This window comes from Streptomyces sp. NPDC088252 (assembly GCF_044740965.1).
GTDB lineage: Bacteria > Actinomycetota > Actinomycetes > Streptomycetales > Streptomycetaceae > Streptomyces.
Window position 1 is genome coordinate 87,875 of the sequence record NZ_JBIURS010000019.1, and the last position, 23,872, is coordinate 111,746.

17 protein-coding genes and 2 pseudogenes are annotated in these 23,872 nt (G+C 70.1%); 5 read left to right on the forward strand and 14 right to left on the reverse strand.

Translation table 11 applies throughout. The features are described from left to right. Positions 1–76 precede the first annotated feature (76 nt). The 3 genes from ACIOHC_RS31275 (at position 77) to ACIOHC_RS31285 (ending at position 7,033) form a co-directional block, all read left to right on the forward strand. On the forward strand, positions 77–4,396 hold the full coding sequence (locus ACIOHC_RS31275; RefSeq protein WP_401844929.1) for a WD40 repeat domain-containing protein: 4,320 nt from the start codon (positions 77–79) through the stop codon (positions 4,394–4,396). 45 nt (positions 4,397–4,441) lie between these two features. Then, the gene (locus ACIOHC_RS31280) at positions 4,442–5,857 is read left to right on the forward strand and encodes a lipase/acyltransferase domain-containing protein (RefSeq protein WP_351082064.1); all 1,416 of its coding nucleotides are present in this window, start codon (positions 4,442–4,444) and stop codon (positions 5,855–5,857) included. Positions 5,858–6,184: 327 nt separating this feature from the next. Further along, on the forward strand, positions 6,185–7,033 hold the full coding sequence (locus ACIOHC_RS31285) for a hypothetical protein (RefSeq protein ID WP_365693183.1): 849 nt from the start codon (positions 6,185–6,187) through the stop codon (positions 7,031–7,033). Positions 7,034–7,106: 73 nt separating this feature from the next. On the opposite strand, the gene ACIOHC_RS31290 is transcribed toward ACIOHC_RS31285, so the two are convergent. From ACIOHC_RS31290 to ACIOHC_RS31315, 6 genes and pseudogenes are all read right to left on the reverse strand, one after another. Continuing rightward, on the reverse strand, positions 7,107–7,742 hold the full coding sequence (locus ACIOHC_RS31290; RefSeq protein WP_351082068.1) for an isochorismatase family cysteine hydrolase: 636 nt from the start codon (positions 7,740–7,742) through the stop codon (positions 7,107–7,109). 144 nt (positions 7,743–7,886) lie between these two features. After that, complete coding sequence (locus tag ACIOHC_RS31295; protein ID WP_401844932.1) at positions 7,887–8,996, reverse strand: C45 family autoproteolytic acyltransferase/hydolase; 1,110 nt, start codon at positions 8,994–8,996, stop codon at positions 7,887–7,889. Next, positions 8,993–10,624 (reverse strand): amidohydrolase, encoded by a 1,632-nt coding sequence (locus tag ACIOHC_RS31300; RefSeq protein ID WP_389637412.1) that lies wholly within the window; start codon positions 10,622–10,624, stop codon positions 8,993–8,995. The genes ACIOHC_RS31295 and ACIOHC_RS31300 overlap by 4 nt, the downstream gene beginning before the upstream one ends. 119 nt (positions 10,625–10,743) lie before the next feature. Continuing rightward, complete coding sequence (locus ACIOHC_RS31305; protein ID WP_389637450.1) at positions 10,744–11,202, reverse strand: cytosine permease; 459 nt, start codon at positions 11,200–11,202, stop codon at positions 10,744–10,746. 79 nt (positions 11,203–11,281) lie between these two features. Next, positions 11,282–11,671: pseudogene (locus ACIOHC_RS31310) on the reverse strand (cytosine permease); the annotation flags it as partial. A gap of 139 nt (positions 11,672–11,810) precedes the next feature. Next, positions 11,811–12,179 (reverse strand): annotated as a pseudogene (locus ACIOHC_RS31315) (cytosine permease); the annotation flags it as partial. An 860-nt stretch (positions 12,180–13,039) separates the two neighbouring features. Here ACIOHC_RS31315 and ACIOHC_RS31320 point away from each other — a divergent pair. Further along, positions 13,040–13,867: a nucleotidyltransferase domain-containing protein gene (locus tag ACIOHC_RS31320; RefSeq protein ID WP_401844934.1), complete on the forward strand. Its 828-nt coding sequence runs from the start codon at positions 13,040–13,042 to the stop codon at positions 13,865–13,867. Positions 13,868–14,595: 728 nt separating this feature from the next. On the opposite strand, the gene ACIOHC_RS31325 is transcribed toward ACIOHC_RS31320, so the two are convergent. The 6 genes from ACIOHC_RS31325 to ACIOHC_RS31350 form a co-directional block, all read right to left on the reverse strand. Continuing rightward, the gene (locus tag ACIOHC_RS31325; protein ID WP_389637416.1) at positions 14,596–15,156 is read right to left on the reverse strand and encodes a hypothetical protein; all 561 of its coding nucleotides are present in this window, start codon (positions 15,154–15,156) and stop codon (positions 14,596–14,598) included. Positions 15,157–15,834: 678 nt separating this feature from the next. Continuing rightward, entirely contained in the window at positions 15,835–16,023 is a 189-nt protein-coding gene (locus tag ACIOHC_RS31330; RefSeq protein ID WP_365692801.1) for a hypothetical protein, read from the reverse strand. 425 nt (positions 16,024–16,448) lie between these two features. Continuing rightward, positions 16,449–17,621: a S1 family peptidase gene (locus ACIOHC_RS31335; protein WP_351086103.1), complete on the reverse strand. Its 1,173-nt coding sequence runs from the start codon at positions 17,619–17,621 to the stop codon at positions 16,449–16,451. A 322-nt stretch (positions 17,622–17,943) separates the two neighbouring features. Next, complete coding sequence (locus ACIOHC_RS31340) at positions 17,944–18,408, reverse strand: MarR family winged helix-turn-helix transcriptional regulator (protein ID WP_351086101.1); 465 nt, start codon at positions 18,406–18,408, stop codon at positions 17,944–17,946. A 269-nt stretch (positions 18,409–18,677) separates the two neighbouring features. After that, positions 18,678–19,691 carry a zinc-dependent alcohol dehydrogenase gene (locus tag ACIOHC_RS31345; RefSeq protein ID WP_401844937.1) on the reverse strand — a complete coding sequence of 338 codons (1,014 nt, stop codon included), beginning with the start codon at positions 19,689–19,691 and terminating at the stop codon, positions 18,678–18,680. A gap of 229 nt (positions 19,692–19,920) precedes the next feature. Next, positions 19,921–20,472 (reverse strand): glycoside hydrolase family 25 protein, encoded by a 552-nt coding sequence (locus tag ACIOHC_RS31350; protein WP_365692804.1) that lies wholly within the window; start codon positions 20,470–20,472, stop codon positions 19,921–19,923. A 136-nt stretch (positions 20,473–20,608) separates the two neighbouring features. On the opposite strand from ACIOHC_RS31350, the gene ACIOHC_RS31355 reads away from it, so the two are divergent. After that, on the forward strand, positions 20,609–21,322 hold the full coding sequence (locus tag ACIOHC_RS31355) for an NAD(P)-binding domain-containing protein (protein ID WP_351086095.1): 714 nt from the start codon (positions 20,609–20,611) through the stop codon (positions 21,320–21,322). Positions 21,323–21,442: 120 nt separating this feature from the next. Here ACIOHC_RS31355 and ACIOHC_RS31360 read toward each other — a convergent pair whose 3' ends face one another. Further along, entirely contained in the window at positions 21,443–22,807 is a 1,365-nt protein-coding gene (locus ACIOHC_RS31360) for a radical SAM protein (RefSeq protein WP_401844939.1), read from the reverse strand. A gap of 157 nt (positions 22,808–22,964) precedes the next feature. Beyond that, positions 22,965–23,801, reverse strand: a complete 837-nt coding sequence (locus ACIOHC_RS31365; RefSeq protein WP_351086091.1) for a pentapeptide repeat-containing protein — start codon at positions 23,799–23,801, stop codon at positions 22,965–22,967. Positions 23,802–23,872 lie beyond the last annotated feature (71 nt).

A 23,872-nucleotide genomic window follows, 5' to 3' on the forward strand; every position in this document is an offset into this window, starting at 1 on the left:
GGCAACATCAGGAATCTTCAGGGGGGAGCCGTCAGTGGGGCGCATACCGGATCGCGGTGCGGCGTACGTCGTGTGCGTGGACGTGTATGACCATCCCGAACAAATCCAGGGCTCCCCCGCCCTGCCCGAACTCGGCGGCGTCGTCGACCGGTTCTGGCAGCTGGCCGACACCCTGGGCTTCACACCCGGCGGTCCCGTCATCACCGGCGGCAAGGCCGACATCGAGAAGGGCCTGGCCGCGATCCGCACCGGGACCGCCGACCGCAAACTCATCTACTGGATCGGCCACGGCCACCAGAGCGGCCGCACCCTGCTGCTCTGCCGGGACTGGGGCAACCCCGACGGTACCAGCGGCGCTCTGACCGGCGACGATCTCGGCTGGCACGTCGTCGCGATGAAGGGCGACATCCTCGTAATCGTCGACACATGCTTCGCCCAGGACATTGCACAGCGGGCGGACGACGCCGTGCGGCATGCCGAACGCACCCTGGGCACCCCACCGGTGCCCGGTGGCGCGCCCGCGTCGACCCGCAGCATCGGCTGCGTGGGCACGGCGGCCGGCGCCGCGCTGCCCGGTACCTCCGCGCGGGCGAGTCGGGCCCAGGTCGGCGTCTGGCTGGATGGCTGGGCCGAGGTGTGCGGGAATCCGGACCACGCCTTCCGCCGGGGCCGGCCCCTGTGGAGTCCGTACTCGGACGCCGTGGACGCACCCGCCGTCGTGGAAGCCGTCTCCGAACACCTCACCGCCACCGGCAAGATGCAGACAGCCCGGCTCTACGGGGGAGAACGCCTCGCGAAGTTCTTCACCAACCCCCATTTCGTCGCCGACGCCCCGCCCCGGTCGGCGGCCAGCGCGGCGCCGACGCCCCACAGGCGACTCGGTGGGCTGAGACTCGAGGCCGACGACGAACGGTTCATCGGCCGCCGCGATCCGCTCGACCGGGTGGCCCGCTGGCTCGGATCCGCCCACCACAGCGGAGTCATGGTCGTCAAAGGTGGCCCCGGCAGCGGAAAATCGGCATTCCTCGGCCAAGTGGCGCTCATGACCCTTGAGGACTCCCCCCGGCACGACCACCTACCCGCCCGGCTACGGACCGACCTGGTCGGCGCGATCGACGCCCTCATCGGCTGCCGGGGCCGCAGCAGCCTGAGCTGCGCCCGCGAGATCGGCACACAGCTCGGCCTGGACACCACCGGATGGACCGACACCCGCCAGGCCGTCGGAACGCTGGTGACCGAATGCGCGCAACGCCCCCGGACCGGCCTGATCGTCGACGGCCTCGACGAAGCGGACGACACCGATCTGGACTCGATCATCGCGGATGTCCTCACTCCGCTCCTCGAACACAGCAGGATCAAAATCCTCATCGGGACCCGCGAGGACACCCGCAGCAGCCAACACCCCGTCATCCACGACGCAGCCGGCCTGCTCCAGCTCGACCAGGACCCGGACCGTGACAGGGACGTGGCCGCCTACGTGAACCGGCGGCTGACCGAGCCCTCCTCCCCCTACGCCGGCGACACCGTCCCGCTGGACCTGCTGCGGGCCGTCACCGAGGCCGTCGTCGACCGCAGCCAGGGCGTGTTCCTCGCCGCCCGCTTCTACTGCAGCGCCCTCACCCGCCTCGATGCCCCATATCCGCCCGAGCACCCCGCCTTCCGGGCCCTCCTGGTCTCCGGTCTCGGCGAGGTCTTCGCCATGGAACTGCGCTACATGGGCGCGGCCCTCGGCGAATCGGGCGACAATTCCGACACCCTGCCCGGCCGGCCCGACGGGCTGCTGCTTCCGCTCGCTCTCGCCCAGGGCGCGGGCCTGCCCGACGAGGACGGCATCTGGCTGGACACCGCCAACGCCCTCGCCGAGCGCTGCGGAACCGGCCACCACTACACCCGCGACGACATCCCCCGCATCCTGCGGGTCGCCGGTGCGCACATCGATGTCGACGGCGACGACGGCCAGCAGGTGTACCGGCTCTACCACAAGGCCCTGATCCAGCACCTCATCGACGGCGTCCGCGCCACCGCGACTCCGGCCGACCTGCACTCCACCATGACCGACGTCCTGCTGCGGGTGCATGAGACGCTTTACCACGAGCGGCCCGACACCAACAGCTACATCGCCCGCAACGCTGCCTCTCACGCGGCGGCCGCGGGGCGGCTCGACGAACTCGTCGAGAACGCCGACTTCATGATCCGTGCCGACCCCGCCCGGCTCATCCCCCTGCTCGATCAGCCCACGTTCCCGCCCACTCCGTACACCACCCTCTACCGCCGCGTCGCGGAGGAACTGCTCGGCAGGACCCCGTTCCAGCGGGCCGCGCTGCTGCGTGCCGCCGCCGTGCGCCACGACCCGCGACTGCTGCCCTGGGCCTCACGCTCCATGGTCCTGCCGTGGCAGGACCTGTGGACCACCGCCGACCCCGAGACCTCGTACAGGGAACTGCGCACCCCCTACGGCGACGTCCGCGCCCTCGCCCGTACACCGGCGCCCGGGGACACCGTCCTCGGGTCCGGCGACCAGGTATGGCAATGGCCCTTGGCGAGCGGGCGCCCCGAACTGCTGCGCCGGTTCACCCCGGTCGCTGCCGGACACCGTGTCAACCGCTTGCACGCCCTGGCTGTTCCGGCCAGGGCGGACAGCGCGATCGCCGCCGTCGCGGCCGACACCGAGCGGGTACTGATCTGGCCCGCGGACCCCGCCGAGGCGGTCCGCCCACTCGGGTGGGGAGCACGGGTCGGCGGAGTCGCGGTGGGAGCGGACCAGGACCGGGAGATCGTCGTGGCCGCCGTCGGCACCCAGATCGGAATCTGGGAGTGGGCGGAGAACAAGCCCCGGCACCTCGGCTTCCTGACCTGGCCACAACAGCACACCACTCGGCGCGACACGGCGCTCGCCGTGGCGGTCGCCGAGCTCGGCGCCGAGGCCGACCCGGAACTGATGGTGATCGCGGGCGGTGACGGCGGCTGCGTGATGTGGGATGTACGGACGCACCGGAATCTGCTGGCCTTCGGCGCGGACGGCGGCCGGTGCGAAGCCCTTGCTGTGGCGCCGGACGCGGCGGGGCGCGTGGCGGGCGTTCTGGTCGCCGGGCTGTGCACCGGACCGCCCGACCTGCGGGTGTGGCGGATCACGGCGGCCGATGGGGACTTCACGGCACGTCAGGTGTTCACCGCCGCGCTGCGGCATCGCTCGGGGCTCGCCGTTGCGCTCGGCCGGGGCGGCGGGCAGACGCTGGTAGCGGCCCTGGACGGCGGAGCCGCCCGGGTCTGGAGCCTGGCCGACGCCCGTGAACTCCCGCCGCTGACCGGCCATCGGACCCGACCGACCTCGCTCGTGTTCCGCTCCGACGACAGCGGTCAGGTCGCCGTGGCCGACGGCGTCCGTGTCAGGGTCTGGGATCCGCCCGCGCAGACGGCAGTACAGCACCCTCGGACCGGGCTGCCGGTCCCCGGCCGACGGCACGTGGGCGCTGTGGCGGCCCGGCCCGACGGCTCCGGGGCGGTCGTCCTCGCCTCCGGGACGGCAACCCGCGTCTGGGACCTCGACGGCGGGCATCTGCACGACGAGCCGGCTCTCGGCCGCGTCGCCGGCGTCGCCCTGCACGCGGAGCCCGCCGCCGGCCTCTGGCTCGCCGTCAGCGGCCGGGACGACACCCTTGGGCCCTGCGTCCGGGTCCGGGAGCTGGATTCCGTCCGGAACGCGAGCAACCGGTCGGGCCGCACGTACGCCCTGTCCGTTCCGGATCGCGAACGCGATACGAGTCTCGGCTCCGTCGCCCTGCACCGGGACAGCGCGGCTCTGTCGGTGTTCGCCGCCGACGACCGGCGTATCCGCCGATGGGACGTCCTGGAGCGGCAATCCCTGCCCGACCACTACGTCACCACGGGCCTGGTGGAACACCTCGTCGTCGTCACGGCCCCGGGAGCCCTCCCCCACCTGGCCGCCACGGCGGGCGACTCGCTCTGGATCTGGCCGGAGCTGCGGCCCGGACTGCCCGGTCGGCGTTTCCGGTTCGCCGGTGGGGCCGCCCACGCCCTCGCAGGTAGCTACGACGCCGACAAGCGGCCCTGGTTCGCGGTGGCCACCTCGACGGGGGTCTTCCTGTTCACGCCGGACATCCAGAGCGCCCACCCCGCGCTGCCCGACGCACCTTCGAACGTCCACTCCCTCGCCTTCGAGACGACAGCCTCGGGCCGGACCGTCCTGGTGGCCGCCTCCCGCACCCGCGAGATCCATACCTGGTCCACCGACAGCCCCGGCAAGCCCGGACGCCGCATCACGGACCGCGGCTACGCGGTACACGGAGTCTTTGCCGCGCCCGCGCGCTCCGGGCTCCACGTCGCCGCCGTCGGCCTCGACCGCATGGATCTCCTCCGCCTCACCGACCCCGACTGATCCTCGGTCGGCGTCGGCCCGTCTCACTGGAAGGAACGCACGTCTATGGCGCACGACCTGGTGATCTTCGTACCGGGAATCCTCGGCAGCATCCTGCGGGCCCCGGACGGGCACACGGGAGGGAACGGGGGCGAGGACGTCTGGAGGCTCACCTTCGGCGTGGCGGGCAGCGTGCTGCTCGGCACCGAACGGTACTTCGACCGGATCGCCCTGCCGGACGGGCTCGGCAGCGCCGAACCCGACGGCGAGCACGCCCTGCGGCCTGCCGGGCTGCTGGTGGAACCGCGCGCCTGGCCCGGACTCATGCCGCACGTCGCATACAAGCGTCTGGCCCGCTACTTCGCCGCCCAGCACGACCAGCGCATCGTCGTCTTCCCCTATGACTGGCGGCTGTCCAACCGGGTCTCCGCACAACGCCTGGCGGAGTTCACCGAGCGCGAGCTGGGCCGATGGCGCGAGGAGCGCAGGGCCGCGGGCGCCGTCGAGGAGCCCAAGGCGGTGTTCGTCTGCCACTCCATGGGCGGCCTGGTGGCCCGGTACTACCTGGAGGTCCTCGGCGGCCGGGAGATCGCCCGCTCGATGGTGACGATCGGCACCCCGTACGCCGGTGCGGTCAAGGCGGTCCAGGCGCTGACCGGCACCCTGCCGCGCCGCAAAGTGCTGAACCTGCCCGGGCGGCTGCGCGAGGGACTCCTGCGCGCCGCCCGCAGCATGCCGTCCGTCCACGAACTCCTGCCCACCTACCAGTGCGTGACCGACCACCCCGACGGCACCCGCCTGGACACCGTCGACGTCCCCGGCCTGGACACCGAGATGGTCCGCCGTGCCTTCGCCTTCCGGAACACGCTCGACGAGCACGTCCGCAAGAACGCCGCCGCCGACCGCGCCGCCGGCACCGGGCCGGCCTACCGGGTGTTCGCGGCCGGCGGCCGCGGGATGCCGACCGACGTCTCGCTGAGCCTGTCCGGCGGTGAGACCCGCTATCGCGACCGGTTCGAGGGCGACGACCGCTGGCAGGGGGACGGGACCGTGTGGTGCCTGTCGGCCGCTCCGCCCGAGTGGCCCGACACGGCGCACATGGACTGGTACCCCCGCGGCCACACGGCCCTGGCCAACGACGAACTCCTGCACGGCCAGTTGCGCGACCGGTTCGACGCTCTCGACGTGCGCCCGTACCAGTCCTCCGGAGTCTCCTTCGGCATCGAGGTGCCCGAGGTGGTTCGGGCCGGTGAACCCTTCGCCATCGAGGCGGTCTCCGAGCACGACGGGCTGCTGCTGGAAGCGGCTCTGATCGCCCCCGACGGAACTCCCACCGACGAAGCCTGGCGTCTGCTGCCCACGGCGGAGGGCGTCTTCCGCGCCACCGCCGTCGTACCCCCCGGCCTGTGGACCCTGGAGATCAGCGCGCCGAGGGTGCCTGCCGCACCCGTGCAGGAGGAGACGCTGCTGGCGCTGGATTAGGTCCGGGGGCGTCACCACGCCCGGTAGCGGAGTGTTCCGGGACCTTTGCGCGAGGAAGGAGCCGGGCTCGGCCGTCGAAGACGACGACCGGCGCGCGGGCGGCAGGACCAACTGCTGCCCGCGTCGGTGGCACGGATCTCGCGAACGACACCTGGCTGGTTTCGTGTCCGCCCTGTTCCCCCCAAGCGGAGTGGGGCGTTGACTGGTTCAAGAACGCGGGTTCTGACCGGGAGGAAGGGACATGTGATGCCCCCTGCGCAGCCGAAGGACACGCCACCGCTTGTGGTCGGCGGCCCCCCGGATGGGGCCCGCTCCGCCGGCGGGAGCATGACCCCGTTCGACGACACCTACGACCGGCCGGACCCTCGCGCGTACTTCCGTGCGCTGGGGCCTTGGGAGTACCAGACCCCTCACCATGCCCAGGGCGTGTTCCGGCACATGCTCGACACATGCGAATCCTCGAAGGACGCGGCGGGCCCGGCCACCGTGCTGGACATCTGCTGCTCGTACGGCTTCAACGCCGCCCTGCTCAACCATCACCTCACCTGGAACGACCTGTACGCCCACTACACGTCCCCGCATGCCACCACGATGACCACCGCCGAGTTGATCGAGTGGGACAAGGCGTTCTACGCGGCTCATCGGCGCTCGGACGCGGTTCGCGTCGTCGGGCTCGATGCCGCACCCCGTGCCGTCTCCTACGCTCGTGCCGTCGGCGTTCTGGACGACGGGTTTGCCGAGAACCTGGAGGTCGCACCGGCCGGCCCTGCCCTGCGTCAGGCCGTTCGGCGCACCTGTCTGATCACCATCACGGGCGGAGCCAGCTTTCTGTCGCAACGCACCTTCCGGCCTCTCCTGGAGAGCGTCCAGGGGCCCGTGCGGGTCGCTGCGTTCGTACTGCGTACCGGCTCCTACCAGCCCATTGCCGACTGTCTGAAGGCGTACGGCCTCATCACGGAGAAGGCCTCCGGGCGCACCTTCCCGCAGCGCCGCTTCACCAGCCCGCAGGAGCAGCAGTACGCGGTCACCGCGGTCCTCGCGGCCGGCGAGGATCCGCGCGGCAAGGAGAGCGACGGTTACTTCCACACCACGCTGTACGTGTCACACCCCGCGACGGACCCGGCGCAATCCCCGTCGGGCGCCCCGCTCGCCGAGGGTCCGAACGAAAGTCGCTAGACCGTGACCCGTGCGACGGGCCGGTCGGGCTTGAGACGCCCGACGCTCTCGCCGCCGACCTGTCCGATCCTCCTCACGGGTTGTTTCGCTCCGGCGCCAGGCGCCGGGTGAGGTCGGCCGTGGTGACGATGGCGTGCGCGAAGGTGGGGCCGTTGAGCTCGTGTGCTGCGTGCATCATCTCGGTGCTGAAAGCGGCTGTGGCGTCGCGTACGAGGGTGACGTGGTAGCCGAGCTCCATCGCGTATCGGGCCGTGGACTCGATGCAGGTGTTGGCGAGCAGGCCGATGAGTACGACATGGGTGATGCCGTGCTGTCTGAGCTGAAGGTCCAGGTCGGTGTTGGCGAAGCCGCTCTGGGCCCAGTGTTCGTGGACGACGATGTCGTCGTCGGTGGGCTGGAGATCGGGGTGGAACTCGCCGCCCCGGGTGCCCAGGGCAAAGGTGTGACGCTGCTGGATGGCGCGCTGGGTGGGATTGGGGTGGGCCCAGGTGACGTAGTCGTCTTCGCGCCAGCGGCGATGGGGTACGAAGAACACCCTGACGCCCGCGGCGCGCGCGGTGGCGGTGACGCTTCGCAGGTTGTCCAGCAGGCCGACCTCGATGGCTACCTTCCTCACGGCAGGCCAGACCTTGCCGCCTTCCGACAGGAAGTCGTTGTAGGGGTCGACCAGCAGGATCGCCGTTCGAACTGAGTCGTAGTGGTGGTTCATGCCGGCGCTCTCCTGACCTTGCGGTGGCTCGGTGGGGTGTCGTGCGAGATCGACGGGTTCGCCGCCCGTTAACGACACCCCGGGCACTGCGGTCACGCCCGCCCGGGACGACACCCGTACCGGCTCCGCCTCGACGGCGCCGCGTCATCCGGCGGTGAGCGTGCGCCAGTCGCGCGAACCCATGTCAGCGGGTGTGCCGTCGAGGATCCTGGCGGTGCGTGTCGAGGGTTCGAGAGTGACGGTCGCAAGGCTTGCCCAGCGTTGACCGAGCGGTTTGTCCAGGTCGGGCAGGCAGGTCACCGGTGGCTCACCGTCGCGCGTCACGAGGCAGCCCGCGAGGTCGTCGGGCGTGGCCGGCGGCTCCGTGCGCGCGAGGCGTGCGCGGACGAAGTCGTACCGTTCTCCCGAATCGGGCTGGTGGAGCCACGTCTTCTCGTCCGCGGCGGGGCCCGGCATCAGGAAGTGGTTGGTGCGCACCAGCATGCCCTGTTCGGGCTGCATGGAGAACACACCGACCGGACTCAGGTCGAGAAGGACGGCGTCCGTCTCGTCGAAGAGCGCGAACGAACCGGACGATGCCAGCGGCGCGCTGCGGACGATCTCCACGGCCTCGGCGACACTGCCTGCTTCTTCGAGGACGATCGCCGCGAGCACGTGCACCGGGATGCCGCCGATGCTGTCGCGGACATGTCCGAGGATGTTGAAGTGCAGGGCCAGGCCGGCGCTGTTGACGCCGATCTTGCCGAGGATGCCGTCCTCGGTGAGACCGACGAAGTCGTGGCGGCCGCCCCGCACCTCCAGCGTGTGCCACAGGGCGCTGAGTTCGATGTGCCAGTCCCAGGTCTGGACGCCGAAGGTGCGTGGCGCCGAACGGCCGTCGCAGGCGGCGCGGCGCACGATCGTGGTGCATTCGCCGGGCGGCACGGCGGCGCTGCGCGCCAGGATCTCGGTGCGCGCGTTGAGGGCCCCGATACGCCACGGCTCGGCGCCGGACCCGTGGGCGATGCCTTCGATCTCGGCACGCGCTCCCGGACGGAACCGCCCGATCGCGTCGAGACCGCGCTCCGCGTCCTCGCGTACCCGGGCGGGGGTGATGGGGCCGAGGGCGAAGAGCCGGTCGTACGCGTCGATCGCGGCGGGAACGGCGTCGCGCAGTTGCTCACCGCGGGCGACGCCGCGGTCGTACGGGTCGGCGGCGGCGGCGGCCTTGACATGGTGGCGGTGGTGGGGGCGGGGGATTGACCTCGCGGTCACGAGCGTCCTTTCGCGGTGTTCGTGTGGAGCTGTACCGCACCGCCGACGACCGTCGCGAGGACGGCATTGCCGGGCTGTGCTTCAGGGGCGAGGTCGAGCGGATTGGCCGCGAACACGGTGAGGTCGGCGAGGCAGCCGGGCGCGATCCGTCCGAGTTCGGCGGAGGCTCCGGCGGCGTACGCCGCCGCGGCGGTCATGCCGGTGCAGGCCTCGCGTGCGGAGATCGCCTGGCCGGGCTGAACGGGTGCCGCGTCGGGCTCCTCGACCGGGCGGCGCAACTGGCAGTCGGCCAGGCCGATGCGCGGATCGCCGGGGCCGATGGGCCAGTCGGAGCCGAGGGCCACGACGGCGCCGTGGTCCAGGAGGTCGCGGGTGCGCCAGCCGTGGGCGACGCGGTCGGGCCCGATGCGTCGCGACCAGTTGTCGGTGCCGTCGGCGCGCGTGTGCCGGGTCGCGTGCACGGGTTGGAGGCTTGCGACGACGTCGAGTTCCGCGAACCTGCGCAGCAGGTCGTCGGGGATGGACTCGATGTGCTCGATGCGGTGCGGGGCACGGGTACCCGGACCGACTTCCTCGATGACGTCGAGGGCGAACCGGACGGCCCGGTCGCCGATCGCGTGGGTCGCGGTCGGGATGCCGCGTTCGGTGAAGAACCGCATCGCGGCGCGGTACGCGTCGGTGTCGCGCCACAGGGGCTCTCGGTTCTCGCCGTGGATGTCCGGGTGGTCGAACCATGCTGTGCCGTTGTCCGCCGTCCCGTCGAGCATGAACTTCGCGCCTTCGACGTGCCAGCGCCGCCCCCTGCGGCCCTGGAGGTCGGCGATGTGCTGCCAGACGTCCGGCGGCGAATCGGCCGGCACCAGCGGAGAGCAGCGGATGCGCAGCGGCAGGTCCCTCTGTTCCTCGATGTGCCGGTACACCGCTTCGGAGGGGTCGGAGAAGTCGAGCGCGTGCAGGCCGGTGAGGCCGCTGCGCGCGAGGCGTTCCAACTGGTGGCGCACGTAGTCGGCGGCGGTGTCCACCGGCACTTCGGGATAGTGGTCGAATACCAGGTCCATGGCCTGCAGTTCGACCACGAGTCCGGTCGGGCTGCCGTCCGGGCCGACCTCGATCGACGAGGCGTCGGTGAACGTCTCGCGGCCGGTGAGACCGGCGAGCTCCACGACGCGGGGGCTCACGACGAGAGCGTGCGCGTCGCTCGTCATCAGGGAGATCGGCCGCCCGGGGAAGTGCTCCGCGAGCACGATGCCGGTCGGGTCGCCGTCGAACACGTTCACATCGAGGTCGTATCCGGTGATCCACTCGTCCGTCGCCCACATATCCGCGGCTGCGGCCAGCCGGGCGAACACCTGACCGAGAGTGGTGGATCCGGACAGGTCCACGCCGCTGCCGGTCGAGATCGACCCCCATACGGGGTGGGCGTGGACGTCGGTGAGGCCGGGCAGGATCACGGCGCCCGGGAAGTCGTGGACGGCCGTGCCGGGACCACGCAGCGGTTCGAGGTCCGACGCGGTGCCGACGGCGATGATCCGGCCGTCGGCGATCGCGACCGCGTCCGCGGAGGGACCGATGGTGTCCGCGGCCAGATGTTCGACATGGTGGGCGAGTGCGATGGCGTCGGCGTGCACTGGGGTTCCTTCTGGTTCTGCTGCGTTCGGTGTGCGGGTTCGACGGGCACGGGGCGGCTCGTCGGCGGGGCGCCTCGCAGCGCGACGCCCGGCCCGTGGAATCGGTCGAAGGGTGCGCGTCAGATGCGCGGGATGCTTCGAAGGGCGCGGGTCATCGCCCAGTAGACCGCCGCGGCGACGATCATGCCGGACGGGATCGCCAGGTCGATGTCGCCCAGCGCGTCGGCGATCGGGCCGGTCCAGAAGCTGGTGTTCACCCACATCACGGACGTGAGGCCACCGACGACGAGCGCGAGGACTCCGGCCCAGTGGACGCCGCGGTGGTACCAGAACGGGCCGCCCCGCTGCTGGCCGAGCAGATCGCTTCCGTTGTAGCGGTTGCGCCGAAGGACCAGGTCGGCCACCGCCACCGCCATGGCCGGGCCGGTCACGACAACCGCGAGTTGGAGCATGGTGTTGACGCTGGTCAGGAAGTCGAAGACGAGGATCGCGTACAGCGTCGTGGCTGTGCCGAGGACACCGGTGATCAGGACCGCCGGGATGCGCGCGAGGCGGGCGCCGACCGACTGGATGGACAGACTGGCGCTGTAGGGCCGTCATGCCGTTGTTCGTCATGGTGTTGACGACGACCGCGACGACGAAGACGGGGATGAACCAGCCCGGCAGGACACTCTCCAGTGCGGCCTCCGGGTCGTTCATGTCGAGACTGGTCGCCGCGAGCGCGCCGACGACGGTGAAGACGGTGCTCGGCAGGTACGCGCCGAACGCGGTCCATCCGGCGACGGCGACCGGGCTGCTGTCGCGAGGCAGGTATCGGGCGAGATCCGGGCTGTTGCCGTACGAGAGCGGCGTGGAGGCGATGATCGCGAGACCCGTACCGAGTGCCGCGGCAAGTGCGGTCCCCTTGAGCGGCTCGGCGGGAGTGTAGGACCAGTCGGCCGCGGCGAGCACGTACCCCGTGACAACGACGAACACCATCGTCAGGAGGACGCTGAGTGCGGTGTAGAGACGAACGATCGTCGCGTATCCGAAGATCGCGATGAGCAGCGTTCCCCCCGGCGATCACACAGATGACGACCGCGTCGGTGACCGAGTCGTCCGGCAGGCCGAACCGGCCGGCCAGACCGATGCCGGCGACCGAGGCGGCCGACCAGTTCAGGGCGAGGTAGGCGGCGGCTATCAGCCAACCGGTCAGGACGAGCACGACTTTGTTGCCCACGACCCCGTACATCGCGCGAGAGATGACCGACCCGCTCGTGCCTGCGACCGGACCGCTCGCCGCGACGATGCCCGTACAGATCCAGAGCAGATTCCTGACGAGGATCACGCCGAGCGCCTGCGGGAGTGTGAGCCGCATGAGGATCAGCGTGGCGCCGACGGCGAAGCTCAGGTAACTCACGTTCGGCGCCGCCCAGACCGCGAACAGCTGGTGCGGCCGCCCGCCGCGCTCGTCCTCCGGGACCAGACCGATGCCCCGGGTTTCCAACTGCCCCGCCCGCTCGGCGCCGCGCCCGTCGGAAGGGCTCACGGAGGTGGTGTCGTTCGTCGTCGTCATCGAGGCCTCTCGGGTCCACCGGCCGCACGATACTATTGGGCGTGTGACCAACACGCTATTGGTCACACATCCAATAGCTAGTCCTCCATGGCGTCAAGACCTCGTTCCGCACAAAAGCGAAAGCTGCCCGGCGAGCGCCGTGCGGGAGATCGTGCGGACCGCCGCTCGCACATCGCGCTGGAGCGCATCCCACGGGGGGACGTGGCCGGGAGTCGACCACGGACTCGACGCCACGGCCTCTCGGTGCGGGTGGCACGGGCCGCGTCCATCCGGCCGCGTCGCGCAGCGGCCGTGCCGTCGCCACCAAGGTCGTACGCCCCGAGCCGGCCGCCAAGCCCGAATCCCGGCGGCCGTTCAGAGCCGAGGCGGACGCCGCGAGGGCGGTCGGGGTTCCTTCACCGCACCCGTCGTCGACGCCGACCCCGAGGGGCCGCGGCCCTGGCCGGCGACCGCGTACATCGCCGGCCCTTCGCTCGCGGATGCCGTCGCGGCCCACGGAGCCATGTCCGAAGCCGCCCCGCGGGTGCGAACGCACCGTCCTCGCCGAGGACGGCGACGCCGGCCCGACCCTGGCGGTCCCCCCGGGTCTCCCTGCGCGCGGAGCTCACGACACCGGCGGGAACACCTTCACCCAGACCATCGTCAGCGCCTGCCGCCCGCAGTAATCCCGGAGGCCGGCCGGATGCGGGGCACGTCAGGCCATGCCCTTCCGGAACGAGCCACCGAGGTGGGACCCGCCGGATGCCCCATGAGGTCGACGGGCATCGGATCCGGTCGTGCGGAGCCCACGCATGGCCGGATCCGACGACCGACGGCGTAATCGGGCGGCCCGACGCGTTGCCGGCTGCGAGACTCGCTCCATGCGGATGATTGTCGAGGACATGGCCTACCGCCTGGCCGAGGTGCCCGGTGTGATCGGAGTACTGCTCGGCGGAAGCCGGGCACGCGGAGAGCACCGGCCGGAATCGGACTGGGATCTCGGCGTCTACTACCGGGGCGGGCTCGACCTCGCCGCGTTGCGCGGGCTGGCCGGCCCCGATGCGGAGGTGGCCGGCCCGGGCGGCTGGGGCCCTTGGGTGAACGGGGGTGCGTGGCTGCGGGTCGACGGTGTGGCGGTGGACTGGATTCTGCGGGACCTGGACCGGGTCGAACAGGTGTGGGCGGACTGCCGCGAGGGCCGGTTCGAGGTAGGCGTACAACCCGGGCACCCCCTCGGATTCTGGTCGCCCTGCTATGCGGGCGAGGTGGCGCTGGGTCAGGTACTGGCCGACCTGACGGGCGAGCTCAAAAGCCTTCAGCGACGGACCAGTTCCTACCCTGAGCCGCTGCGAGAGGCGTTGAGGGCGGGAGCCTGGGAGGCGGACTTCCTGGTCGACGTCGCGACGAAGGGGGCGACACGGGCGGACACGCTCCATGTTTCGCTCTGCCTCTCCCGGGCCTTCGGCGTCCTGGTCCAGGCGTTGTTCGCCGAGGATCGGCGGTGGTGCCTCAACGAGAAGGGCGCGCTGGCCGTCGCCGAGACGCTGCCGGGCGCGCCGACCGACTTCGGCCGACGGGTCCGTCGCCTGCTGGGCGCTCCCGGGGATACCGCCGAGTCGCTCACCGCAACGGTGGCGGAGGCACGGGTGCTCGTCGAGGAGACCCGTGCCGCGCTGGGCTCCGTCCGGCCTGTCGAGTCCGGTTCCTGAGCCGAGGAGCCAGTGGCCTCGACGTCCATGGTGCCGACTGCTGGCCGCGGCGCGCGGTTCGGGTCATGAGCGACCGTGATGCGCTGCCCCGGCCGTCACCGATGTCCGGCGGCGCAGAAAGGTCGGCTCGCCCGCAGACATTGAATCTCCGTCGACCGAACCGTGAAGGCGCTCATGCCTGGGCGGGCGCCCGGGCGGGAGGAGACCCTCATGCTGACGACCATGCGAGTCCCTCTGCTCCTGACGACCTCACGGTTCGCCGACGCCTGTCCGTGGTCCGTGGTCCGGGATACCGACGCTGTGCGTAAGGGGTTCCTGAGCGGCGGTGTCCGATTCCGGGCGCTGATCGCCGGATGGCACCTTGGCGTGCCAGGGGTGCGAGTTCGCGCTCCGGCTCGGGAGGGCCCGCGGGGTGACCGGTCATGAGGTCACCGGATTCCGGGGCGGCCGGGACGTGGACGGCGTCTGCCGCGCCGATGCCGCGTCGTGCCGCCCGGGTCGCCGGGCCCTGCCGAGGGGGCCTGTCCAGTTCCGAGAGCCGGAGGCCGTTGGCCGGTCCGGCTGCTGCGGCCTGGCGGGCGACGCCTCGCCGTCCGGCTTCCGGTTCGGCGTAGCAGGTGTTGTGCGCCATCGGGCGCTGGTCGATCGTGAAGCCGAACGGGGTGTCCGGGCGGGAACCCCGGCCCGATTCCGGCGGGCCGGGGTTCCGTGTCAGGCGAGTGACTCGGTTACCACTTGCGGTGGTCGATCACCCGGAAGCTGCCCACGACACCGTCGCGGACCCACACGCCGCCCCGGACGTGGCCCGGGAAGACGCCGTCGCTGGAGCTGTGAGGTCCGACGGTGGCGATGGGGGCACCGTTGTCGCAGGTGGCCCCGCGGAAGACCTCGACGGTCCGGCGGCTGTCGTTGCGGATGTTGAGGCTCTTGGAGCCGAGGCCGCTGACCACGGTGATGCAGCCACCGCGCTCGTCGGAGTAGGTGCGCTCGTTGATGTGGATCCGGCCCTCGAAGCGCTCCTCCTCGTGGCCACGGCGCTCGAAGCCGCGGCCCCCCTCGCCCCTGCCCTCCTCGCCCCTGCCTTCGTTGCCCCTGCCCTCGTTACCCTTCTCGTTGCCCTTGCCGGCGTCGCCGCCGGTGAGAGCCGAAACGGGGGCGGCGGCCTGCTGGACGACGGGGGCGGCCTGGGCCGGCTCGGAAGTGGCGGCCGACGCGTAGGTGATGCCGGTGGCGGCCAGGGCCGCCGCTGCCGCTACCGCGGCGGTAACAACGGTGGAACGGGTAACCATGTCGCTTCTCCTGTCTCAGAGAGGCCGACTGAGCAGTCGACCCGTGATTGAACGTACTGACGGTCCACATACCTGTCATATCGGGTGCATTGGCGAAAGGGGGTATATCTCCTATTGGGGGATAAGAAGTACGCCAAATGCTATTGCCGGATAATATTATTAATTTCTAACTCGACCCAAAAAAGGGTGAGTTGATGATTCGTTGGTCTGTCCGGGCGACTTCCTGATTCCCGGTCACCCTGACGCCAGCGTGTCTGTCTTTGACACCCCCCGAAACCGCGTCACACCAACACTCCGAATGCCCACCACTCACGCCCCGACCTGCAACAACCGCCTGGACAGCCACTGCGAAAAACCCGGGCGCGCAGCGCAGGGACACCACGGACGATCCGCAGGAGGGCAAGACGCGGTCACGGATCCACACCGGGTCCGCCGCGGGATTGTCGGTCACCTTCCAGGACAGCGATTGCGCCGAGAACCGGCTGTGCGGACGTGGTGAGTTCCCCACGTCCGACGAACTTCGCTTGCCGTCCGACGCCGTCGAACCGGTCACGCGCAGCGCAGGGCCCATCCGGAAGGCCATGCACGACAGCGCGTCAGGGGCCATTTCGTTCGTATCGGGCCGGATCAGCGAGCGAAGCCCGGTGCCGTGGATCGCAACACGGCGGAGGGAGTCATTCAGACCCCACCCCAGAAGCTCGCCAAGTCATCGGGTGTGCGGTCACCGAGAACGGCGGAGTACGCAATCAGCACGATGAAGGCGAAGAAGATGACGTCGACCCAGATCCATGCGCGCTCCCCGGCAGCCCATGGCCAGATGATCGAGGTGGCGCAGGCGGACACCGCGGCCACGCAGAACATGAGCACGCCCGGATGATTCGGTGCTTCTTCTTCACGGGCAACGAGTGCCCGCGCGGCACGCCCGGCCTACGCCGCTTCCCGCCCACCGCACCCCTCCCACCAGCCGCCGTCGCCACCCAGACTCTCGCGCGAGCGATCCGGTCCGGTTTTCCGCCGTCCGGCCGTCTCCGCTTCCACACCCGGGCCGGTGGCCCCGATTCACCCAAGTCCCGGCATGCCGTCGTCGCCCCCGTGCCGTTGCGGCACCCGTCCCGGCAAGGACACCCCCTCGTTCCGACTGCGTGTCGTGTGACGTCCCGCGCCGCCCGCGTCACATACCCGGGCGCACCCTCGGCCGCGGGCATGCGCCGCTCCGGAACGATGGATCCCCGGTCGCTACAGGTCCTGCACGGAGGGCCGACCGGCACACCGTCCGGCCGGCCCGCGTGCGGTCAGGCGGTGTGCAGTGTCAGCCCGTACCGGTTCAATATCTCGTTGACCGGCTGGTGCCAGGTCTCTCCACCGCCGCTGCAATTGCCCCAGCCGCCCGAAGTGACACCTTGTGCCTGGTCTCCGCTGATGAAGGATCCGCCGGAGTCACCCGGCTCGGCGCAGACGCTCGTCTTCGTCATCTGGTAGACCGCGCCTTGGCTGTAGTTCACGGTCTCGTTCGTGGCCAGTACGTTTCCGCAGTGCCAATGGGACGTGGAACCGGAGCGGCAGACGGAGGCACCTATGGGTGCCTCCGCCGAGCCCCGGACCAGCTGGTCGGAGACGGTGCCCCAGCCAAGGACCACAGGTACGGTCCACCAGCCGTTGCCGACACTGACCCAGGCGTAGTCGTCACCGGGGAAGGACGATCCTTGGAAGTTGCCGATGGCCGAGCCGTCCCAACCGCTGACCGCGGCGCCCGCCCGGCCACAGTGTCCTGCGGTGACGAAGCCGCCATGGACGGAGAAGCCGATGGAGCACCGGACGTTGCCCGTGTAGTACGGATCCCCGCCCACGGTCCCGGCGGAGAAGGTCCTGGGCGCCTCGGGGGTCTGCTTCACCAGGACCGGGCCCGCCTCGCGGGCCCGTTCGACAAACTTTCGGACATCGTTGTCATCCTGTGCGGACGAGACGACGTTCACGACGACCCGGTTGGCTTTCGGGTCGACGTGCCAGCTGCTGATGCCATCCGGCGCCGACAGTGCGTCGAGCCGCGCCTTGGTCGCGTCGAGCTGCCGCGCGCTGTGACTCACCAGCCGGACGTCTGCGCCCGCCGCACCCACGGCGTCGGCCCTCCCGGCGTCGGTGACGGCTACGGTGAGCCTCCCCTTGTCCGGGTCGAACCAGGAACCGGCGTACGCCGTTCCGGCGGCCCGTCGCGCCGTGCCCTGTACGGCGGTTGCCGTCTTCTCGGCGGCCAGACGCGCCTTGGCCTGGCTTTCCGTCAGACCGAGGTCCCTGCCCATGGCAGAAATCAACCCGTCGGACGCCGGCGCCTCGGCGACATCGGAACGGGAAAGAGTGGACGGAGAGTTGGTGGGCAGAGAGTTCACAGCGGAGGCGGAGGCGAGACCTGCAGTCGCCCAGGCTCCGACGACCAGGGTGGCGGCAAGACCCGCACGTAAGGCTGTCATGCGTCTCAACGGAATGACCCTTCTGTTGTTCCGACATCGTGGGGAGGAACAGCAGGCGCCCGAGAGGTCTCAGCTGAGAGCGCTCTCAGACTGTGCCGCAACGGACTGTAGCCCAGCAGCATCATCAGGTCCATGCCAATGCACACTCCGGGCCGGAACGCTCCGCATGACCGTCAGTACGACTGCCGCCCGTTCGGCAGGGGGTCGCGGCGACGGCCTGCGGGATGAGGGAGTCGATTCCGCGCCCGAGCGCACGTCACGAGGCGTCTGAGCCGCGACTGTGGTCACACGGGACGTCCGCCGCACCCGACCCGGGAATCGCTCAATGACCGGACCGCGCCGCTTCGGGCAGTTCATGGACATGGGCGTGGACTCGCCTCAGCAGCGCCGCCAGCTGGGCCTGTTCCTTGCCGGTCAGGGGGGCGAGCAGGTCCCGCTGGACAGCCATGGCCTCACCCTGCAGCTCCGCGAGCGCCTTCCGACCGGCCGGGGTGGACGTGACGGTGACACGACGACGGTCGGTGGTGTCACGAGCCCGGTCCACTAGTCCGACGAGTGCGAGATCGTCCACGATCTTCACCATGTCGCTCCGGTCGATCCCCAGCCGTGCCGCCAGTTCCCGCTGGACATGTGGGCCGAAATCGACCAGCGCCGACAGCACCGCCATGTGCCAGAGCTTCAGATCACGCTCGGCCAGCCGCGACGCCAGCCGGCTCCGCGCGGCCTTGCCGGTCTTGGACAACAAATATGTCGTGAGTCCCAGGAGGCTGGGCGGGGTCTCGCTCATCGAAGACATCATAGGCCTCGACCAATGATAGGTACTCACCCACCGATCCGAGTACGCCATGGACGCCTCGCGCTCGCATCTGCCGGTCGACGAGTCCACCGGGTACTTCCGCTTCCACGTTGCGGTGCCGCCCGCTCCTGTGGGGGCGGTACCGGACGTTTACGGCCGTACCGAGCGATGCGAACCCGGGTGGCAGCTGTCCACACTCTGCCGGAACACCGCAGACGGGACGCAGGTGCGCCGCCGCGCCCCACCCGCGTGCGGCCGGGTCAGCGCATGTCGAAGACGAGACGCCCCGGAACCTTGCCTGCCAGAACGTCGTCGATCGACGCGTTGATGTCCTGGAGCGCTCGGCTCTCGCGGACCACACGTGTACGACCGAGCCGGTGCAGCTGGAACACCTCGGCCAGATCCTCACGGGTTCCGACGATCGAACCGATGACCTTCTTACCGTTCAGCACCGTGTCGAAGACGGGCAGTTCCAGCTTGCCTTCGGCGGGCAGCGCCACCAGTACGAGCGTGCCACCCCTGCGCAGAGCACCGTACGCGGCACCGAACGACTCGTTGCTCACCGCCAGCGAGATGGCCGCGTCCGCCCCACCCAGCCACTGCGTCTCCTCCGCAACGTCCTGAACCCGGGCATCGATGACGTGGTCGGCGCCCAGTTCACGGGCAAGCGCCAGCTTCTCATCGGTGACGTCGACAGCGATCGTCTCGGCACCGAAGATGCGCGCGTACTGCAGGGCAAGATGCCCCAGGCCACCGATGCCCGAGATGAGCGCGCGCGTCCCCGGGCGCGCGCCGGACAGCTTCACGGCCTTGTACGTGGTGACGCCCGCGCAGGTCAGCGCCGCCGCATCCAACGGGTCGACCCCTCCGAGGACCGGCACCACATATGTTCCGTGCGCCAGCGCGTACTCGGCATGGCTGCCGTCCACGGAGTAGCCGCTGTTCCGCTGCTTCAGACAGAGCGTCTCCCAGCCGGAGACGCAGTGGTCGCAGTGTCCGCACGCCTCTCCGAGCCAAGGGATGGCCACCCTGTCCCCCACCGCGAGATGGGAGACCTGCGCACCGATCGCCTCGACGACACCGATGCCCTCGTGCCCCGGTACGAACGGCGGATCGGGCTTGACCGGCCAGTCGCCCCGCGCCGCATGGATGTCGGTGTGGCACAACCCGGAGGCCTCCATCCGCACCAGCACCTGGTGGCCGACGGGCGACGGCACAGGCCTCTCCTCGACCACCAGCGGCTCTGCGAAACTGCGGACAACGGCGGCTTTCATGGACACTCCTCCGCTTCGATCGGGCAGACCGGGCACGTCCGGCTGATCAGCCACCGCCCGAGGCCGCGGAGGTGACGGAAGCCTCGGAACAGGCTATTCGGGATGGCTGGTTTTCGCTTCTCCGATCCGCTCTCGACCCACTCCCCCGCCCCCTCTTCGGGACCCGGTGCCCGGCGCCGTGCGTCCGATGGCCGATGCCCGAGCGCGGGACTCGCAGCCCGCGCGTGCCCTACCCGCGGGCCCAGTCACGCATGGCGGTCCGTGAGGAGAAGGCGGCAACATCCTTGTCGAGCGGCTGGTCGGTGTACTGGTGAATACGCCAGGGCGCCTTGATCCTCGGCTTTCCCGCAGTCGTGTAATCGGCTATCCACAGGCCGTCCCCGGCATACGAAGTCGTATCGTGATTCAGCCAGAAGTAGCGGTTGCAGTACAGCAGAACCTTGTGCTGAGGGCGCAGCCGCTTGACCTCTCGGATGAAGCGGTCCTTTTCGGCATTGCTCGCCCGTGTGCCCTCCCCGTTCTCCTCCCAGTCGACGGCGAGCAGATCCCCCGCCTGCTCCGGGGCCTTGCTCAGGAAGTACTCCGCCTGAGCCGTGATGTCGCCCGGCCAGAGAAAGTGGTAGAAGCCGACCACGCACTCCGCGTCCCTGGCGCGTTTGACCTGTGAGTTCAGTTGCGGATTGATGTACGAACGCCCCTCGGTGGCCTTGATGAGGACGAAGTCCAGCCCGTCCGTGTCGAAGGACGACTGATACGAGCTGACATCGATGCCATGCAGCATGGGCACCCCCTCCAAATGGGCACGGTGATTCCGGTTGTCTTCCTGTAGGTGCCCGCAGTCACCCGGTCCCATCCTTCCGGTGAACGAGCGAATCGTTTTGCCAATACCCGGAATAGGGACCTGCGGCGGGTGGTTGGTGAAGCGGCGAGAGCTCACCACGTACCGCACGCACCATCGGAAGGTCGGATCCATGAAGATCGGCATCATCGGAGCGGGCAACATCGGCGGCAACCTCACCCGACGCCTGACCGCGCTCGGCCATGACGTTTCCGTCGCCAACTCGCGCGGTCCGCAGACGCTGGCCGCGCTCGCCGAAGAAACCGGAGCCACACCGGTCACCGCCGCGGAGGCTGCTCGGGGAGCGCAGGTCGTCGTCGTCACCGTCCCCCTCAAGGCCGTCCCGCTTCTGCCTTCAGGGTTCCTGGCCGAGGCCGCGGAGGGGGCCGTGGTCATCGACACCGGCAACTACTACCCGCAGCAGCGTGACGGCCGCATCGGCGCGATCGAGGACGGTCTGCCGGAAAGCCGCTGGACCGAGCAGCAGATCGGCCACCCGGTGATCAAGGCATTCAACGGGACGTACGCACAGGACATCCTGGACAACGGCCGCCCGAAGGGCAGCCCGGGTCGTCAGGCGTTGCCGGTGGCCGGCGACGACGCGGCGGCCAAGCAGGTCGTGCGCGACCTCATCGACGAACTGGGCTTCGACACCGTGGACGCGGGCAGCCTCGACGAGTCCTGGCACCAGCAGCCCGGCACACCCGTCTACGGACACCAGGGCGACGCCGAGGCCGTGACCAAGGCACTCGCCGCGGCTTCCCCGGAGCGCACGGCGGAGTGGCGCGCCTGATGTGACGGGGCGTCGCCGGTCGGCGGGGTCGCCCCGTGCCCACCCGGCACCCCTGCCGGACGCGACGCGACAGCCCGGCCCGTCTCCGAAGCCGAGCCGGCTCCGGAGACGGTCCCGTTGCTACTGATCGTCGCCCGGACGGGACGGAAGACTGTCCATGAACGAGCTCACGGAGAAGACCGCGCGCCCTGCCCCCGGAGGGCCGTAGCCGGGGGGCGAACTGAGCCCGTACTCCTCCATGGTCGCGCGATAGGCGTCGAGCAGACGGATGTGGTACTCCAGCGGCGCCCCGTCCGGATTGGTCCTGCCGAGCGGGGTGGTGGGTTCCGGGCACCAGGTGGTGAAGCGCGGGGTGATGCCGTGCGACATGAAGAACCGCAGGCCTTCGGTGGTCGACTCGATGGCTTCCCTCACCGTCGTGAAGCCGAAGGGTTCGGCCATCTCCACACCCGCGACGAAGTTGGGGATGACATTGCGCGGACCGAAGACCTCCGCGGAGTCCAGGATTCGGCGGTGCCACTCGTCGCGGCCCACGTAACGCTCCTTGCCGGGGCAGTAGAGCTCGAAGAGCCGACGGTCCCACACCTCGTAGTTGGGGTGGTAGATCTGGACGCCGTAGTCGTGGAAGCGTTGCACGTCGGCCTTGGGCAGAGCCTGGGCGACGACCTTGCCGATCCAGCGGCCGGGGAAACGCTCCTCGATGGCCTTGGCGTACTGCCCGTAGAAATCGGCCTCGTCACGTCCCCCGATGTGGGAGGTGATCGCACCGCCGGTGAGGGTGTAGGCGGTGGACGTCTTCGCGGTGTCGTACTTGTCGATGATGGCCAGTGCCTCCAGGACCTCCTCCACCGGCTTCACACCGGTGTAGGGGCGTCCCGCCGCCTTGTGCTGGCGCCAGTTGTGGTTGATGTCGCAGTACTGGCACTCCTCCTTCGCCCCGAAGTACTGGCAGACCCGGAAGACCGTCAGGTAGACGAGGTAGCCCCACTGGATGGTGGGCGCGACCTCCATCACGGACTTGCCGTTCTCCAGGGTGTGCCGGTAGTAGTCCGGCATCGGCGGCAGGCCGACGTCGGAGATCCGCCGGCCGTCGAGGTAGAGCCCGAGCACGCCGTCGTCATCGGCAGCGACGCGGTACGGGGACGCCGGATTGACCCGTACCGACACCACCGTTCTGCGCAGTTCGTACGGGCCTCCGGTGAGCACGATCTCCTCCGGCGGACGCCGGAGCGCGGCAGCGCCCAGCTCGGGGAGGGTTCCGTGGTCGAACGAGAAGATGAAGTACGACTTCGGCTTGACCTCGCCGCTCTCGTTGTCGCTGAGCGCGGACTCGTCGAACGCGACGCCGCCGCGCAGCAGGTCCTCCTTGATGACGGCTTCCCGGGGCACGTGCGGGAACTGCTCCATCAGCCGCTCGATCAGATGGGTGCGGCTCCCGTCGGCGCGATTCCGCTCCGTGCGGCTGAGGTCGGTACTGCTGGACATGTGCGGGACTCCTCGGTCCGGTCGTCGAAGGCGTTCCGGGGACGCCGCAGTTTGCAACGAACCACGGGCTCCGGTGGTGCCCCGCGGCCGAGGCCGGTTCCCCCGGGTGCGGCGCGAATGGCGTCCGGGTGCCCGATGGCGGCGTCCGGCTGCGGAATCACCGCTTCCAGTGCGTGGGGCGGCTCAGCGGGGGCGGGAGCCTCGTCGCCACGTCACCCCTGGCCGCGTTGAGCTGCGCCTGCGTGAGAAAGAGGCTTCCGGTGAGGTCGGCGCCGGACAGGTCGGCATCCCTGAAGTCGGCCCCGATCAGATCGGCCAGACGCAGATCGGCACCCGTGAGGTCCGCCGCGATGAGATACGCACCACGCAGATCGGCACCCCGGAGATCGGCACCCTTGAGCCTGGCGCCGATGAGGTCGGCGCCGCGGTGGTCGCGCTTCTTCCTACGGGGCGCCGTGGCTCGGACGAGTGTGCTGGTACGGAGCAGGAGCGCGGCGACGTCGTCACGGTGGGCTGCCACGTCCAGCTCCGTGAACGCGTCCGCCGGGAGGTGGGTGAGGCGCTCCGTCTCGTCGAGGCTGCGACGGATCTCCCCATGGAGGGAGCGTGCTGATTCCAGGGACAGCGCTTCCGTCAGGTACCAGAGGAGCTCGTGGAGCTGTCGCATGACGGGGAACACCTGGAACATCTGCTGAGCGCTCCCGGGGGCCCGGCGCCAGTCCTGCCCGCCGAAGGTCTCCACGGAGACCCTCTGACCGGCTCCGAAGCAGTCGTAGACGGTGCAGCCCTGGAAGCCCTGGGTCCTCAGTTCGGTATGAATGCCGCAGCGGAAGTCCTCCCGCAGGTTGTGGCAGGGCTTTCCGGCATCCTTGTTGATCGCGAAGTCCGCGGACCGGGTCAGGGTCAGTGCGACGCAGCACAGGCCGAAGCAATTCGCACAGTCGGCGCGAAGCGCGTCACGGTCGGCGCCAGGGCCTTGGACATGGTCGGGCACGGTGCGTGAATCCTCCGGGCGGTGGAAGGGGTGCGGAACTGCCGGACGGTCAACCCTAGCGGGATTCGTCA

Excerpts from the sequence above, each read along its gene's own strand:
- ACIOHC_RS31280 (WP_351082064.1), top strand. The coding sequence starts at position 4,442 with ATGGCGCACGACCTGGTGATCTTCGTACCGGGAATCCTCGGCAGCATC.
- ACIOHC_RS31285 (WP_365693183.1), top strand. The coding sequence starts at position 6,185 with ATGACCCCGTTCGACGACACCTACGACCGGCCGGACCCTCGCGCGTAC.
- ACIOHC_RS31290 (WP_351082068.1), bottom strand. The coding sequence starts at position 7,742 with ATGAACCACCACTACGACTCAGTTCGAACGGCGATCCTGCTGGTCGAC.
- ACIOHC_RS31320 (WP_401844934.1), top strand. The coding sequence starts at position 13,040 with ATGCGGATGATTGTCGAGGACATGGCCTACCGCCTGGCCGAGGTGCCC.
- ACIOHC_RS31325 (WP_389637416.1), bottom strand. The coding sequence starts at position 15,156 with ATGGTTACCCGTTCCACCGTTGTTACCGCCGCGGTAGCGGCAGCGGCG.
- ACIOHC_RS31335 (WP_351086103.1), bottom strand. The coding sequence starts at position 17,621 with ATGACAGCCTTACGTGCGGGTCTTGCCGCCACCCTGGTCGTCGGAGCC.
- ACIOHC_RS31340 (WP_351086101.1), bottom strand. The coding sequence starts at position 18,408 with ATGAGCGAGACCCCGCCCAGCCTCCTGGGACTCACGACATATTTGTTG.
- ACIOHC_RS31345 (WP_401844937.1), bottom strand. The coding sequence starts at position 19,691 with ATGAAAGCCGCCGTTGTCCGCAGTTTCGCAGAGCCGCTGGTGGTCGAG.
- ACIOHC_RS31350 (WP_365692804.1), bottom strand. The coding sequence starts at position 20,472 with ATGCTGCATGGCATCGATGTCAGCTCGTATCAGTCGTCCTTCGACACG.
- ACIOHC_RS31360 (WP_401844939.1), bottom strand. The coding sequence starts at position 22,807 with ATGTCCAGCAGTACCGACCTCAGCCGCACGGAGCGGAATCGCGCCGAC.